At 50.9% G+C, this 16,282-nt stretch carries 13 protein-coding genes; 3 read left to right on the top strand and 10 right to left on the bottom strand.

Annotation, left to right across the window (positions count from 1 at the left end):
• Positions 1-49: 49 nt before the first annotated feature.
• From ACPV3A_RS12190 to ACPV3A_RS12155, 8 genes are all read right to left on the bottom strand, one after another.
• The gene (locus ACPV3A_RS12190; protein ID WP_426199819.1) at positions 50-859 is read right to left on the bottom strand and encodes an alpha/beta hydrolase; all 810 of its coding nucleotides are present in this window, start codon (positions 857-859) and stop codon (positions 50-52) included.
• A 77-nt stretch (positions 860-936) separates the two neighbouring features.
• Entirely contained in the window at positions 937-1,254 is a 318-nt protein-coding gene (locus tag ACPV3A_RS12185; protein ID WP_194541578.1) for a cupin domain-containing protein, read from the bottom strand.
• 178 nt (positions 1,255-1,432) lie between these two features.
• On the bottom strand, positions 1,433-2,551 hold the full coding sequence (locus ACPV3A_RS12180) for a hypothetical protein (protein WP_426199790.1): 1,119 nt from the start codon (positions 2,549-2,551) through the stop codon (positions 1,433-1,435).
• A gap of 15 nt (positions 2,552-2,566) precedes the next feature.
• The gene (locus ACPV3A_RS12175; RefSeq protein ID WP_426199818.1) at positions 2,567-4,009 is read right to left on the bottom strand and encodes a family 43 glycosylhydrolase; all 1,443 of its coding nucleotides are present in this window, start codon (positions 4,007-4,009) and stop codon (positions 2,567-2,569) included.
• 19 nt (positions 4,010-4,028) lie between these two features.
• The gene (locus ACPV3A_RS12170) at positions 4,029-4,907 is read right to left on the bottom strand and encodes a carbohydrate ABC transporter permease (RefSeq protein WP_071222846.1); all 879 of its coding nucleotides are present in this window, start codon (positions 4,905-4,907) and stop codon (positions 4,029-4,031) included.
• 20 nt (positions 4,908-4,927) lie between these two features.
• Entirely contained in the window at positions 4,928-5,821 is an 894-nt protein-coding gene (locus ACPV3A_RS12165) for an ABC transporter permease (protein WP_233355169.1), read from the bottom strand.
• A 150-nt stretch (positions 5,822-5,971) separates the two neighbouring features.
• Positions 5,972-7,507, bottom strand: a complete 1,536-nt coding sequence (locus ACPV3A_RS12160; RefSeq protein ID WP_426199789.1) for an extracellular solute-binding protein — start codon at positions 7,505-7,507, stop codon at positions 5,972-5,974.
• 209 nt (positions 7,508-7,716) lie between these two features.
• Positions 7,717-9,255, bottom strand: coding sequence for an extracellular solute-binding protein (locus ACPV3A_RS12155; protein ID WP_426199788.1), 1,539 nt, complete (start codon positions 9,253-9,255; stop codon positions 7,717-7,719).
• Between the two features lie 197 nt (positions 9,256-9,452).
• Between ACPV3A_RS12155 and ACPV3A_RS12150 the strand changes: the two genes are divergently transcribed.
• Together ACPV3A_RS12150 and ACPV3A_RS12145 are read left to right on the top strand one after the other, a co-directional pair.
• Positions 9,453-11,765, top strand: a complete 2,313-nt coding sequence (locus ACPV3A_RS12150) for a helix-turn-helix domain-containing protein (protein ID WP_426199787.1) — start codon at positions 9,453-9,455, stop codon at positions 11,763-11,765.
• Between the two features lie 149 nt (positions 11,766-11,914).
• Entirely contained in the window at positions 11,915-13,489 is a 1,575-nt protein-coding gene (locus ACPV3A_RS12145) for an FAD-dependent oxidoreductase (protein ID WP_426199786.1), read from the top strand.
• 94 nt (positions 13,490-13,583) lie between these two features.
• On the opposite strand, the gene ACPV3A_RS12140 is transcribed toward ACPV3A_RS12145, so the two are convergent.
• Positions 13,584-14,285: a 4'-phosphopantetheinyl transferase family protein gene (locus tag ACPV3A_RS12140; RefSeq protein ID WP_426199784.1), complete on the bottom strand. Its 702-nt coding sequence runs from the start codon at positions 14,283-14,285 to the stop codon at positions 13,584-13,586.
• A gap of 200 nt (positions 14,286-14,485) precedes the next feature.
• Between ACPV3A_RS12140 and ACPV3A_RS12135 the strand changes: the two genes are divergently transcribed.
• Entirely contained in the window at positions 14,486-15,244 is a 759-nt protein-coding gene (locus ACPV3A_RS12135; RefSeq protein ID WP_426199817.1) for an aminoglycoside adenylyltransferase domain-containing protein, read from the top strand.
• A 554-nt stretch (positions 15,245-15,798) separates the two neighbouring features.
• On the opposite strand, the gene ACPV3A_RS12130 is transcribed toward ACPV3A_RS12135, so the two are convergent.
• The gene (locus ACPV3A_RS12130) at positions 15,799-16,068 is read right to left on the bottom strand and encodes a hypothetical protein (protein ID WP_339295966.1); all 270 of its coding nucleotides are present in this window, start codon (positions 16,066-16,068) and stop codon (positions 15,799-15,801) included.
• Between the last annotated feature and the right edge of the window lie 214 nt (positions 16,069-16,282).

Raw genomic sequence — 16,282 nt, 5'->3', positions numbered from 1 at the left:
CAGATGAGCTTGTTTTTTTGCATGAGTTCTCAAGTTATGCTGCTCAGTCCTACCTTCCCTGCACGACCGCTTGCGACAGGAATCCGATCTTCTGCAGCCAGCCCGCGCACAGGCCCGTCCATTGCGAAACACTGGCATCTTCTTCCGCAAGACCAAGACCATGCCGGCCCTCCGGAAAAACATGAAGCTCAAACGGGATGCGCTGCTCGCTTAGCGCTTTGGCATACATGAGGCTGTTCTCAACGGGAACCGCGCCGTCGTCAGCGGTATGCCATAGAAAGGAAGGAGGGGTCTCCGGTTTCACCGCAAGCTCAAGCGACAACGCATTTCTCAACTCTTCCGGCGGGTTCTCTCCCAACAGCCTGGACATGGAGCCCTCATGGTAATAATCCTTAAAAGAAATGACCGGGTAACACAGGATGGAAGCGTTCGGGCGGGAGCTCTGCCGGTCCACAGCATCCACGGCCTCCGGGTTTCCTTCGTCGAAATGAGTGCTGGCGCTCGCCGCGAGATGTCCGCCTGCCGAGAACCCAAGGATTCCGATACGATCCGGATCGATGTTCCACTCCTTGGCGTGATGCCTTACAAGCCGGACTGCACGCTGGGCATCGCCCAGCGGATAGGGATGGCGATAAGGGGCCACACGGTAATGAACGACAAAGGCAGATAGCCCAATTGAATTCAGCCACATGGCAATCGGATCACCCTCATGATCCGCGCGCCGCTCGTACCCGCCCCCCGGAAGCACAAGCACGGCTCCGTGAGGGGTTTCATTTTGTAATAGATAAGGTGTCATGCAGGGTGTGAACTTCTCTTCCACCGATTCTTGTCCTGGAATATTCTGTTCCCAAAGCTTCATCATATCCATTCCTTTCTGTCTTCATATCCAGTCGTCTATTCATTCATTTCTTCAACATTTCTTTTAGCTTTAGGCACTCAGAGACCAAGCAAATCCAGTCTCAGCGGTGTAAACGTATCCAAAAGAGCGGAAGGTTCCAGAGCTTTTACCCCATGCTCCGCCCCGCCGGGAATGACGATGGTATCACCCTGCCGCACCAGGGTCGTCTCACCGTTGATATAAAATTCAATGGCACCCTTCAGGCAGTAGCTCATCTGCTCATGGGGATGACTATGCCAGGCACCTTCCGCCCCTTCTTCAAAATGCACCTCCATCATCATCAGCCCCGTTCCGGGTTGAAACACCTTCCTTGTCACCCCGGGCTCCGCTTGTTCCCAAACGCCGATTTCCGCCATGATCCTCCTCCTCTGCTAATCCAAGTACCGAATTACGTGTTCATCGATTCATTAAATAAAAAAAACCTTTATACTTCTTCGCCGAAGGGGCTATGTATTCCTATTATCCAAGTCATAAAAATTCAGAGCGTCATCCCGGCTGACTGATCCAATACATCTAGAGGTCCTGGCTCATAGATCATCTGCCCGTACCTGCTCGTAGAGATGAGAACACAGAATCCGCAATATCCAGCTTTCGTCCCTGCAGCCCCCCGAGCTCATGCAGCGAATAGCGGATAAGAATCGCCTGTGTTCCCGCATTCATGTCCCCTTCAACCTCACCCTTGCCCAATGGAACCGCCTCCGGCATGTCAGGATAATACTCACCTTGCTTCACTTGGGCCACATTCGGTGCCGGCGGGGAATGATCGATTTCCCTGGAAAAGCCGCCGTCCGCCCGCTTGAGCCGCGCCATATTCCGCAAGGTGATTTCCGCGATCTCCAGAACGTCCTCTTCCGGAATCCGCAGCTTCATCGAGGTCAGAAGGCTGATCGGGTTCCGAATGTAACACATATCAACGGCATTCTCGCTCCGCAAAGCGTGCTGCAGGGATCGGTATATTTCCGGCGTCCGTGGCAGAGGAACCTGAAACCGATTATAGAACGTCAACAGCTTGAAGGTTCCCGATATTCGCACATAAGGAGTGCCTTCACCCCACAACCCGGTTTCGGGGTCTTGTATACTTGCAAAATAAGATAGGGCTTCAGATAAGAACGACTCCCGATCCCCCGGCGTCATCTGATATAAATAGGGGGCTGAGTTACACAGCCGGTCGCAGCCGCGCCAGCTGTTCGCAAGACTGATGGAACGCAGCCACTCCGCATAAGCCTTAGGAGAACGGCAGTATGCCTGAGCCCTATTCCGATTGCCCGGCAGCGGATGCAACGGGGATGCGCCCAACGTTCGGAGTGCTCCTACGCTGTAGCCAAGTGCACGGCCCACCATCACATCGTCTTTTCTCATCTTGGGATCAGCATCATAGAAATACCCCGTCCCAGGGTCTTGCTTGGACTGGAAAAAACGCACAAGATCCGCCTTGATGTCATCGGTCAGCCTTTGCCGAAGTCCGCAGCGCTCGATAATGCCCAATGCTTGTGCCGTCGATTCGATGTCCGGCGTGAACGCATCGGAATCCCTGGAACTGCGGGCGTAATAAAAACCGCCGGAAGCAGCGTCATATTGTCCTTCGAGCCATTCGAAGAAACCTTCAAACAGCCTATCGCCCCCCTCCAGAATGTTCTCTAATCCCTTTGTCATGGCCTATCCCTTCTTTCAGCTGCTGATGGCGTTATATGAAAAATCACGAAAAATCACCGTGCCTTTGCCGACGGCATCCAGTCCGATGCGGAGGCTCTGAAACCCGCCAAACGTGTTGTGATGGAATCCTGAAACATCCGCCACTTTGTCATACCGGATCCATTCCACCCCATCGAAGCTGTAATAGAATGAAACGATATGCGCATCGTTAACCAACCGCAAAAAAGCCCTGCGAGTATGGTTCTGCATCGTGCCGTAGCCCTTGAATGACCGGAAATGCCGCACTCCATGCTCGTTGACTCCCATACCAAGATATGCCGCATCGTTATAATAGAGGAGCAGGCGGCCTTCTGCCGGACCCTCCACGATGATCTCAACCTCTGCTGAATAACGCTTATGGCCCGCCATATAGAGCAGCGGAGAAGCTTTTGCCTCCTCGGAGGCGGCCTCGGCTACCAATTCATGATTCCCCGGACGGAACCGTGCAGAAGGCTCCACACCTTCGCACTGCCAGTGCAAACCCAGCTCAGGACCGTCAAAGGAATCCCTGAATGAGGCTCCCTGATTCCCAGCATTGGTTTCTCCTTCATCATGCGGCCGATCATCGTACTGGTCAATAAGTCTCTCACGGCCTCCCGCAGCACGAAACCATCCATCGGAAGTCCATTCGATCGGTTCAAGCAAGGTCTGTCTGCCCAGTGAATGGAACCCATTGGCATAAGCATGGTAGACCATCCACCACTGGCCATCCGGCAAGTCGATCAACGAGGCGTGTCCTTTGGACCACCAGCGTTCATCCCTGGATTCCGTATGGATAATCGGGTTGTACGGAGAGTGTTCCCAGGGCCCCCATGGCGTTCTGGATCTTGACGATACGGCCATATGGCTTGTAGGCGGACCGGCCGTCCCTCCGACGGCTGCCGTCAGATAGTAATAACCATCGTGAACGGTAATTTTCGGTCCCTCCAGGCTGTACGCCTCCACGACCCAATCGTCCGGATACCGCCATCCGTTATACACATGTCTAACTTCACCCGCGATCGCGAGTCCGTCCGCCGTAAGCTCTACAAAATCACCGCCTGACATATGCAAATAACGCTTCCCGTCCGGTCCTGCCGTATGCCCCGGATCAATTCCCTTGATCCCCAGATTGATCGGTTTGCTCCACGGTCCCGCCGGGCTCGACGCGGTAACGACCCAGTTCGTCCGCCCAGCCGGATAATAAATATAATACATCCCGTTATGCACTACGAAATCCGGCGCCCACACATTTCCCTCGTAGTGGGGCAGCGCAGCCCCAACTCGGCTCCAATTGAGCAAATCGCGCGAATGCCAGATGACGAGCCCGGGCGTCAGCTTGTAGGAGGAATGCGTCATGTAATAATCCTCGCCGACCCGGATGATCGACGGGTCCGCATAATTGCCGGCAATGATCGGCGCATATCGTTTCTTTTCCAACACCAACCTTCGCTCCTCTCTATCCCTTGATGGAACCCAGCAGCGCACCCTTCGCAAAATGCTTCTGCAGGAACGGATACACGCACAGAATCGGAAGCGTAGCAATGACGATGACCGCCATCTTCACCGTCTGCTCCGGCGGTCGGACAAATTCGTCCATGCCGGAGGTGTCCGCCGCCAAACCGCTGGCCAGGATGACGATCTGCCGCAGGATGACCTGCACCGGCCATTTGGCCGCATCATTCAGGTACAGAATCGCCGACATATACGTGTTCCAGTAAGTAACCGCATAAAAGAGCGATATGGTCGCAATGGCAGGCATCGACAGCGGAATCACGATTCGAAACAGGATGCCCCAATCGCCGGCCCCGTCGATCTTCGCGGATTCCTCCAGTCCCTCAGGCAGGTTCTGAAAGAAGTTTCGCATGATGATAAGATTGAAGGCATTGATCGCCGTCGGGACAATCAGGGCCGCATACGTATCGATCAGCCCCATCTCCTTCACCACGAGAAACGTTGGGATCATTCCGCCGCTGAACAGCATCGTGAACAAGACCATGAACATGATGAAATTTCGGCCATCCAGATCCCTGCGCGACAGCCCGTAGGCCATCAAGCAGGTTAACAGCATGCTGAACAAGGTGCCTAAGAAGGTGACTCCAACGGAAACGCCAAGCGAGCGAAATACCGTATTGGTTGAAAACACATATTTGTAAGCATCAAGGGACCAAACGGTCGGAAACAGGACAAACTGCTTCTGCGCCAGCTCCGTCACCGTTGTGAAGGATCCGGCGATGACGTGAAGGAAAGGCAGGATGGTAACCAGGCCAATGATCAACAGCAGCGTATAATTCACGATATCGAAGATTCGGCTCGATATCGTTTTATCTTGTACCATAGCGGTCCACCTTTCTGTAGTTAATAGATGCCTTCTTCTCCGGCTTTTTTGGCCAGCCAGTTGGCCAGCATTACCAGAATGAGACCGATCAGCGATTTAAAGAACCCGACCGCCGTACTGAAGCTGAACTGACCTTGCTTAAGACCTGCGGTATAAACATACGTATCGAATATCTCCGCCACATCCCGGTTCATCGAGTTTAAGAGGAGATAGATATGTTCGAACCCAAGTTCCAGCACGTCGCCGATTTTCAAAATCAACAAAACGACGATCACGCTTCGAATCGAAGGAAGCGTAATATGCCACATTTGCCGAAAGCGGCTGGCCCCGTCAATCCGTGACGCTTCGTATAGTCCGGGATCAATCGCCGCCATGGCAGCCAAATAGATGATTGTCCCCCAGCCTGCCTCCCGCCAGATAATCTGCAGGACATACATCGGCCGGAACCATTCGCTGCTCATCAGAAAATTGATTTTTTCGAATCCGGCCATAACCAGCAATTCATTAATGATGCCGCGATCCATCGATAACATGACAAACGAGATGGATACGATGATAACCCAAGACATGAAGTGGGGAATGTACACCAGCGTCTGGATAAATCGTTTAAACACTTCGCGCCGAACCTCGTTGAGCATTAAGGCAAGAATGATCGGCACCGGAAAATAGAATGCCAGGTTCAAGAAAAACAGCAGCAGCGTGTTGCCCAAAATCGTGAAAAACATCGGCTCGGTAAACAGCCGTTCAAAATGCTTGAGCCCCACCCAGGGGCTTCCCGTAACCCCGAGATAAGCCTGATAATCCTGGAAGGCTATGATCAATCCCGACATCGGGATATATTTAAAGATCAGGAAGTATAAAAATCCCGGCAGAATCATGAGGTAGATCGCCCGGTTTTTTATTATTCTTCTCATTCGACCGGTCTCCGGTATTTTACGGGCGCTCTTGCTCAACCCGGTCTTCACTGCGGTTTCGCTCATGATCTCAGACTTCCTTTCTGTCCCGAAGCCTGCCGGAGACTGCAGCATTGCAGTCTCCGGCCGTTCGGGATGCTGGCTTGTTCATTATTTGGAAGATTCGTAGGAAACGTTGAACTCATCGATGATTTGCTGACCGCCGCTCTTAAGCCAGTTATCCACCACAGCCTGGAATCCGGCCTCATCGATATCGCCAAGCATAAATCGATACGTGCCGTCTTTAATCATCTCCTGCAGCTGTACGCCCTTTTCGTTAAATGTCTTGGAATCCAGTGAAGCCGAAGGATCCTCTATGAGGTATTCATTATTCTCCATAATCATTTCCTCGGATTTCGCTTTGACCGGGAGCATATGCTTCGCCTCATAAAATCCTTCAATCGTTAATGGTCCGCCGACCTGCATGGCTTGATAAGGCTTCACTTCGCGATCAGTCAGCTTCGTGTCTTCCGAAGGGATCACCTTGCCTTCCTCCAGCTTGTGATGCTGTCCTTCAACCCCCCAATAGATGAGGTTGCCAAGTTCCGGACTCATCAACTGATCCATGAAGGCAAGCACATCCTTTAGCTCTTCTTCCGATTTGATAGCTGTTTTCGGAAAGAGAATCACCGAGCCATAGCCGGGAACCGACCAGATTCCGAAGCCATTCGGGCCTCCTTCGATTTTATTCTGAACATCGAGCTCCGCATCCGGATTCACTTCGACGACCTTGGGATGAAGGCTGGATACGTCCCCCATCGCTCCGATATAAACGCCCGACTTTCCGGTAATGAACAGATTTTGTTGATCGGTTTTGCTGGTAACCGGGAAATCCTGATTGATCAGGCCTTCCTGGTGAAGTTTCTTGAAGAATTTCATCGTCTCCATATATTCGGGGAACATAAATTCGGGAGCCAGCTTGCCGTCCTTCTCGCCCCAGTTATTCGGCGTGCCGAGCCACGAGCTTATCGTTTTGAACGCACCATAAATCAGATCATTTCGATCCGTCAGCGGGATGGTGTCATCTTTGCCGTTGCCGTCAGGATCCTTCTCCTTGAACTGCTTCAGCATATTATAGAATTCGTCCACATTGGTCGGGGAGCTGAGCCCAAGCTTGTCGGCCCAATCCTTGCGGTAAATGATGCCCTGGCGTGACAAAGGCACTTCACGGTAAAGCGCATAGATTTTGCCGTCCACCGCCGTGTTCTTTAACACTTCAGGTTTCAGCTTGCTGAGGTTCGGATACTGATCCAGCAATGGCCCGATTTCCCAAAATTGCCCGTTACGGATCGCATCACGCATATTCACAAGCGAAGCGGCATTCTTCAGATACGTCACCTGCGGCAGCGTTCCGGTTGCAAAGGAGGCATTGACCTTTTCATCATAAGTGCCGTCCGGCACCCACTGAATGTCGAGCTTGGTGCCCGTTTTCTCTTCCAGCAGCTTCTCAATCATGTCGGAGGGAACTTCAGGGGTATGGAGGTTGGCCATAATCGAGATGGATACCGGTTCGTTCTTGTTCTCGCCTTGGGCCGAACTTCCGTTTGAGCTGCCGGTTGCTGCAGGGGCGGAGTTGCCGCCACAGCCAGCCAACACGGATAAAGCGGTTACAATTGCCAGGATGGTACTGGCTTTCTTCTTCTTCATCTTCTGACCTCCGTTTTAAATTTGAATAGGGACTGACAAGAAACAGCTTAGTTGAGGGAAGCCCGGTACGTATATAATCCTGAGATTGGATATGGAGAGTTCGGTCACGCCCGACATTTAATGCTGTGGAATCAAATCTAATGATTATGTTGTCAATGAGATCGCTCACGCATTAACAAAACAAAAATACCGCCGGGGACATTAATCCCCTAGCGGTATTTATCATGTAAATAGGGTCCGACCGTGCTTCGGTAGGAAGCATTATATTCCTCGATAATCTGTCTGCCCCCCTCTTCCAGCCAACGGTCGATCTCGGCCTCGAAACCCTGCTCATCGATCATTCCTAACATAAATTGATAGGTGGCATCCCGTATGCGTTCATTCAACCTGACGCCGATTTCGTTATACATTGGAGACTCCAGCGGTGCGGTGGGATCGTAAATGAGGAAACTCTCATTATCGTAAATCAGCCGCTCGGCTTTATCCTTAACCTGATTCGTGTTAACCGGCTGCAGCATGCCCGGTATGGTGCTGAATCCTCCGGCCATCAAAGCCTGATAGGGCTTTACATCCTTTTCCCTTAACTCAAAGGCATCCACCGCCATCGCTTTGCCATTCTGAACGGTATAATGGATCCCTTCGATTCCCCAATACATCAGGTTTGCAAGTTCAGGACTCATCAGCGCGTCATAGAAGGAGAGTACGCTCTTCAACTCCTCTTCCGTAGCAATCGCGGACTTCGGAAACAGAATCACCGTCCCGTACCCCTGCGAAGCCCATATCCCGTACCCTTCCGGCCCGAGAACCCGATTGTGAACGTCCAGCACTGCCTTGGGATCATTCGCCAGCAGCCTTGACTCCAGGGACAGGACATCTCCCATCGCGCCGATATAAACCCCGGCTTTTCCCGTTACGAACAGCTCCAGCTGGTCGGTCTTGCTGGTAATCGGGAAGTCTTCATTGATCAGTCCTTCGTTATGAAGCTTCTTGAAGAACTTCATCGTTTCCATATATTTCGGAAAGACGAATTCCGGCTGCAATGAATCGTTATACCATCCCCAATTGTTCGGTGTTCCATAATAGGAGCTGATTGTCTTGAAAGCCCCGTAGATTAAATCGTTGCGATCCGTCAAACCGATGGTGTCATCGATACCGTTATTGTCCGGATCGTTATATGTAAACCCTTTCAACATTTCATATAAATCATCAAGCGTTTCCGGTGCCGATAGCCCCAGGCGATCTGCCCAGTCCTTACGGTAAATGATGCCTGAACGGGCTAAGGCTCGCTCCTGGTACAGGCTGTAGAGTTTACCGTCGATGGCCGTATTCTTCAAAACCTCGGGCTTCAATCTCTGCAAATTCGAATAGTCCTTAAGATACGGGCCGATTTCCCAGAATAGCCCGCTCCGAATCTCATCCCTGAAATAGGATAAGGATGCGGCATTCTTCAGATACAGCGCTTGCGGCAAAGTCCCTGTTGCAAGCGAAGCAAACACCTTCTCATCGTAACTCCCGTCGGGTACCCACTGAATGTTAAGCTGCACGCCCGTTTTTTCCTCGATCCATTTCTCGATCCGATCGGAGGGAACCTCGGTGGTGTGCAGGTTGGCCATAATTGAAATGCTGGTTTTGCGATCAGAAGACGTACTTCCGCCATCCGCTCCCGATGATCGTGCCATGCTGATGCACGCGGCCGACACCATCAGGATAGCAAGCGTAAGAATGACATAGTTTGACAGACGGGTCATCAATCCGTTCTACCTCCGTTCCCCCATGTTTCTTGCGGATCCCGTGTGTTTGGGATGATCCTACATATGTACATCTTTTTTCATGACAAACCGTGATGATCAAATACAGTGATTATTCTTTTTGAAATGATTATTGAATGTAACCCGGGTTGCCCATACAATGATTATACACTTTGTTAAACAGGAAGGTGTACCTATTGCATCCAAAAAGTAGCTTTTATTCTAAAATGGTCCTGTACGGCTGTTTCATCAGCATCATTCCTCTCGTGGCCCTCGGCTTCTTCTCGTTCATGAAATCATCCACCTCCGTCCAAAATCACGTCAACAGCAGCAATATCCAGATTATGAATCAAACGAACAGCAATCTCGAACAGGTGCTGCGGACTGTGGATTATACACTGAATTACGTCATTAATTCCAATATTCTGCAAAGCGCGTTGTATCGGCCCCTGTCCTATTATGACTTCCAATTGTATAACAAACTGAGAGAAGAGATGAGTCTGCTGCAATCTCCGGAGACCAAGGTTACAGACGTCATCCTTGCGAACACGACAACCAACTGGCTGATCAATAACCGGGGCATGTACAAATTTAATGAATACGCTTCCAAGGATGCGCTGTTGACACTCATGGAGCTTCAAGGGAACTCCAATTGGGTGATGCTCGAGACGGAATCTCTCGGGTCCAGCGATACGCTCAGTTATGCCTGCCCCTACACGATTGCGCTGGTGAAGAAAATGCCGCTCTCCTCCTCCAGCGCCCGGGGTGTCGCACTCGCCACCATTCCCAGCTGCAGTCTTGCGGCTATGATGGATACCCCTTCCGAAACCCGGGAGGTGATGGTTCTGGACCATAATTACCGGATCGTTGTACATCCCGAGCAAGGAAAGCTCGGGCAATATCTGACCGATACCGGGTATACGGAGACGGAGCTGGACCATTTTGACAGTAAATCGGGGCAGTTCGAGACGAAGATTGACAACAAGCCGGTGTCCGTAACGTTCGTCCGGTCCGATTTTAACGGCTGGTTGTATGCCTCCTTTACCGAAATGTCCGCCATTACCAAGGAGTCCCGCTCCATCGGCTGGTTTACGCTGTATATCTGCATGCTGATGATCAGTTTCAGCATTCTGCTGGTATGGCTTGGAACGCGGAAGATGTACACGCCAATCCGGCACATTTTTGAAAATATCGTGGAGCGTCTGCCAGAAATCCAAGCCAACAAAAAGAGCGAGCTGCAAATCATCGATGAGCATATCCGGGATATGTTCAATTCAAACACGAAGCTCCGCAGCGAGCTTCGGCAGACGAGCCAGCAGGTGCGCACCTTTTTCCTCCAAAAGCTGTTTTTGGGCAAGAGCAGTCCGCCCGAAGTCATGGAGCAGATCGAGCTGTTTGGCTTCAAGGAGCAAATATCCGCTTGGGAGCATCTGGCGGTATTCACCCTCCAGATCGACATGCTGGACGAAACCCGCTATGAGCGCAAGGATAGTGACTTGCTGCTGTTTGCCATCAACAATATTATCGAGGAGATGATCCCCTCCTCCCATCGCCTCCCCTCTGTCATTATCGATCTCACGCAGGTTACGCTCATCGGACGAGGCGGCATCACGCTGGAAGAATTCAATGACTATATCTACACATTATCGGAGGAGATCCAGAAGACGACGCGCAGTGTTCTCGATCTGGAGGTCAGCATCGGCATCAGTCTGCCTTACGAGAACCTATCCAAAACGGCACGCGCGTACCAGGAAGGGCTCGAAGCCCTTAAACACCGCATCAAGCTGGGAACCGGTGTCATTATCCCTTATTTCAGCCTGAACTCGGGCAAGCACACCCGGGTCTATTTCTACCCGATGCAGGTGGAGAACGAGCTGATTGATGCCATCAAGCTGGCTGATGAAGATCGGGCAGTGGAGCTTCTAAAGCAGTGGCTGCTCGAAGTGTTTCGGAAGGATCGGACCCCGCATGATTATCAAATCTCGCTCATCCGGCTGTTAAATGATTTGATGATCGTAATGCAGGAGAACGGGATCATGCTCGAGCAGCTCGACATCCGGGACAGCTCTCTCGTGGAGGAGCTTCTTCGGCTCTACACCAATCACGATATCGAAAGCTGGTTTAAATCACGCATCATCCGGCCGATGGTTAGTGTATTCCGGGATCGCCAGGACTCTCAATACCAGAATCTTTCCGAGCAGATGATCGAGATTATCCGCAATGAGTTTGATCGCAATATTACACTCGAGGAATGTGCTTCCCGCCTCCATTACAACAATTTTTATCTTAGCAGCGTGTTCAAAAAAGAAACCAATATGTCCTTCAGCGAATACCTGTCCCAGTACCGCTTCAAAATGTCCAAGAAATGGCTTGTCGAAACCGACATGCCCATTAAGGATATTGCGGAGAAGCTAAGTTACAACAATTCGCAGAACTTTATCCGCTCCTTCCGCAAGCTGGAGGGGATGACGCCCGGACAATATCGCAGCAAATACAAAACCGGACAATAAGCCTTAAAAAACGGCATCAGATTACCAAAAAAGGTCACCTGTGTCCCGTACTTTTCCTGCAGGAGAGAATCTACAATTAGAATAGTCACTTGTTTGTGGTGCTATCTTGTGGATCATTTATGAAACTATCCCAAAAGGAGAATCTGTCAATGATACGAGAAATGCAGGCCGATATCGTCATTCTCGGCGGCGGGACAGGGGGAACTGCCGCTGCGCTTGCCGCCGCTAAATCAGGAAAGACGGTCATCATGACCGAGGAGACCACTTGGATCGGGGGACAGCTAACCAGCCAGGCGGTTCCGCCCGACGAGCATCCGTGGATTGAATCCTTTGGTTGCACGCGCAGCTACCGGCAGTTCCGCGAAGGCGTCCGCCAGTACTATCGCGAATACTTCCCCATGACTCCCAAGGCAAGATCCAATGTGCAATTAAACCCCGGCAGCGGCATCGTGAGCCGGCTGTGCCATGAGCCGCGCACGGCCCTCGCCGTCCTACAACAAATGCTGGCCCCGTACATTCACAGCGGTCGGCTTAAGATCCTCTATCAATATGCGCCAGAGTCTGCCGACGTTTCAGGGGATCGCGTGAACAACGTAACCGTTCGTCATCTTGAGACGCAGGATCAAATTACGCTTCACGCTCCGTTCTTCGTGGATGCCACCGAGCTCGGCGATTTGCTTCCGCTGGCGGGCATCGAATATGTTACCGGCGCCGAGTCCAAATCCCAAACAGGGGAACCGCATGCCGTTGACGGCGATCCGCTGCCGCAGGACATGCAGGGCTTTACGTATTGTTTTGCCGTGGATTATCTGGAGGGGGAGGACCACACGATCGAGAAGCCTGCCCTTTACGATTTTTGGCGGGAATATAAACCCGATTTCTGGCCGGATAAGCTGTTAAGCCTGACCGCCGTCAAGCCGTCCACAAATGAGCCGGTCGAGTATGAGATCTTTCCGGGACACGGTAAGTTTCCGCTCTATCAATACCGGCAAATCCTGGACCCGAAACATTTCGCGGAAGGTACGTTCGAAAGCTCGGTATCGCTTGTGAACTGGCCGCAAAACGACTACTGGCTGGGCTCCATTATCGATGTTCCGAAGGAAGAGGCCGACCATCATATCTATCAAGCCAAACAGCTTAGCTTGTCCCTGCTGTATTGGCTGCAGACCGAGGTGCCGCGGCCGGATGGCGGGAAGGGTTATCCCGGACTTCGCCTGCGTCCCGATGTGGTCGGAACGGAAGACGGGATGGCCATGTATCCTTACATCCGTGAGTCGAGAAGAATTCAGGCCGAGTTCACGGTCCTGGAGCAGCATGTGGCAACCGAATCGCGGCCGGACGGCGCTTCGGAAACGTTCCCTGATTCCGTCGGTATCGGCTGTTACCGGATCGATCTGCATCCGAGCACGGGCGAGCGCCCATACATTGATATCTCGTCCCTGCCGTTCCAAATCCCGCTGGGCAGCTTAATTCCGAAACGGATGAAGAATGTGCTGGCTGCCAGCAAAAACATCGGGGTCACCCACATTACCAATGGCTGCTACCGGCTGCATCCCGTAGAATGGAACATCGGCGAGGCCGCCGGATATTGTCTCAGCTACTGCCTGGACCATGATATTCTCCCGACGGAAGTCCGGAACGACGAAGAAAGACTCGCCAGCTTCCAGCAAAAGCTCGTCAGTGAAGGCATCGAGCTGGCATGGCCGGCACTGCGCCCTGTCTGATCCACCACTATTATAGAACGCCAAGAAACCAGCTCAAGGGCACCGTCCTTGGGCTGGTTTTTCCCGGTCCCGTTCATAACTTATATCTCGTAACTCATAACTCCTCAGCGGTTACGAATTGGACATCCTCAGGGAAATGACGGCTAATGCCGCACACCGACAGCTTGTAACCTTCTTCCACCGCATACTGTTTAAAATAGTAGGTCTCTCCGTCCTCGCCAAGCACAGGTGCCCACCCGCTTCCTTGCAGCTCCAATGCAAAAGAATCCAACGGCAAATGCAGGCCTTTGCCAACGGCCTTGATATAGCTTTCCTTTAACGTCCATAGATCAAAGAAGCGGGAAAGCCGGACGGAAGGATCACAGTCTAACAGCGCGTTAAACTCGGTTATATGAAAATAGCGTTTGGCGATATCCATATCGATCGCCTCCATTTTCTCCACGTCAATCCCGACCGGCGTGCTGCTAACGGCGCATACAATCCAATGCCCGGAATGGGAGACATTAAAATGCAGGTTGTCATGCTCCTTTAAGAACGGCTTGCCATAAGCGTTTCTTATGATTTCCATATGCATCGGGTCAAGTCCCAGCTTATCCCGAAGGATTCGGTGGACCATGGCATCACCAAGTACTGACCGCTGGTAATCGCTCGCTCTTCTGAATTTGGATACATAATCCTGTCGATCGGGAGTTAACGTCTTGAACAAGGCACGGAACGTCTCATCGCGAATTTGGTCCGAATTCTTGATTGCATATACTTCAATATGACTTGGTTGGTCAGCATGAAAAGTATTCATAACTCCCTCCTTTCAATATAAAACATAGTCACGTGTTCACTTCGATATGTACGTTCAGATCCCCTGCTTGCTTTATTAGACTCCCTCTTCCCAATTCCAACTGTAAACGGACGAACAGATCAATAGATTGACAAAGGAAAGAATTCCCGAACATAATGGATGAATATCTTACAAGGAGAAAGGTGGGGGGGCGAGTGGACATGCAATGGGTTTTGGATCAAGCGGTCGACTTGTTTAAGGAGGAGCTCGGCGACAATCTGGTCGGCATTTACTTACATGGCTCGTTAGTTATGGGCTGCTTCAACCCGGACACAAGCGATATCGATCTGCTGCTCGTGGTAGCGGACAAGCTTACCCGGGATCATATGAGACGGCTGGCCAAAAAAATCATAGCGTTCCACGATGGAATGCCCAATCGACAGGGGTTGGAGCTGAGCCTAGTCCTCGAATCCGGTCTGCAGGAGCTCGTCTATCCGCCTCCATTTGAATTCCACTATTCCGCCTTTCATCGCGAGAAATACCTGACCGAAGACGATTACCTATGCGGCGGATTCCAAGACGCCGACCTGGCCGCCCATTACACCGTGATTTTTCATCGGGGCATTGCCCTATACGGCAAACCCGTTCAAGAGATCTTTACCCACGTTGACCGGCAGCATTACATACAAGCCATTCTCCATGACGTGGAGGGTGCGGTACAAGACATCACTGACTCTCCTATGTACTACACGCTAAACCTGTGCCGAGTGCTGTACTATCTAAAGGCCGGCGTGGTTTCCTCTAAACAAGAAGGCGGTGAATGGGGTCTGCGCACCCTTCCTCCCAAGTATCATCGGATTATAGAGCGTGCCTTGTATCAATATAGCGGGGGAGCACAGAATCCTGCGGATTCCGAACCGGATGAACTCATCGCGTTTGCCGGCAATATGCTGGAGCAAATCCGAAGGGTTCTGGAATAGGGAGTGCGCGGGATCAACTTGCCGGACATAGTCCCAGTCAGGATTTCACTCTTACTCATACCACACCATCACCCCCTCCAACAAGAAAAAAACGAGCCCTTAATTGGGCTCGTTTTTTTAGATTATCCATTTCCAGAATGGTCTTTGTATTCTTTAAGATGATATCTAATAATGAAAACTCCAAGTATTAGAGCTAATATAGGAACTATTACAAACCAATAATGTCCAGTTAAAGAAATTAGGACTACTCCTACAATACAAATAATCAAGTAAATAACATCAGCTATAAGCCGTCTTCTTATATATGTAATTCTTGATGTATTTTTCATATTGAAGACCTCTCTTTTATCCCAGGATAATTACGTTGTAAATGGCCCTGAAAATCCTTAACCATCGGGCATGATCTTAATGGTATTGCCTTTATCTATCACCGTAAGCCCGTAATGCAGAAGGATGTCATTTTCATGCATCACCATTCCCTCAATCCCTATCAGTTTGAATTATCGGGGGGACCGCTCCCCGCCCAAGGGTTTGGGCGTCTATCATTGCACTTTTTAATTATGCTTTTTCCTCCCTTGGAAGGACGCCACCAATTGCAATTGAATCAGCACTTGTTCAAGGAGCTCTAACGGGTCATTTGAGTCCTCCACCTGCTCACAAATTTCGATGGCTTCTTCTACTGCTTTACTGAGTTCATCTGCACGTTTTTTCTCTTCTTCTGCTTGCTGGAGCCAGTATTTTAAAACCTCCGGCGAAATAAAACTCTGGCCTTTGTCATCTAGCCTATTGCAGTACTCCATATCCTCATGCCAATCTCTACTCATTCCGCTACCTCCTGAACTTCTAATTCCATTTCACTCACGCTTTCTTCTGCTGGGAACTCCGCATTCCAAAATTCACACTTGGCTTGTACATATACTACCTCTTATTCACTGGAACTTCCATTTAATCCCTGCGTATTTATCTTTAAGAATTTGATTCGATACGAGTCCAACAAATCCACTTGAAATGAGGTTCATCATATGAAAAAGATTTACT

It is taken from the genome of Paenibacillus sp. Dod16, assembly GCF_049893405.1.
In the GTDB taxonomy this organism is placed as follows: domain Bacteria; phylum Bacillota; class Bacilli; order Paenibacillales; family Paenibacillaceae; genus Paenibacillus_AQ.
The sequence above is the reverse complement of the archived record's forward strand: the minus strand, read 5'-3'. Positions and strand labels throughout refer to the sequence as shown.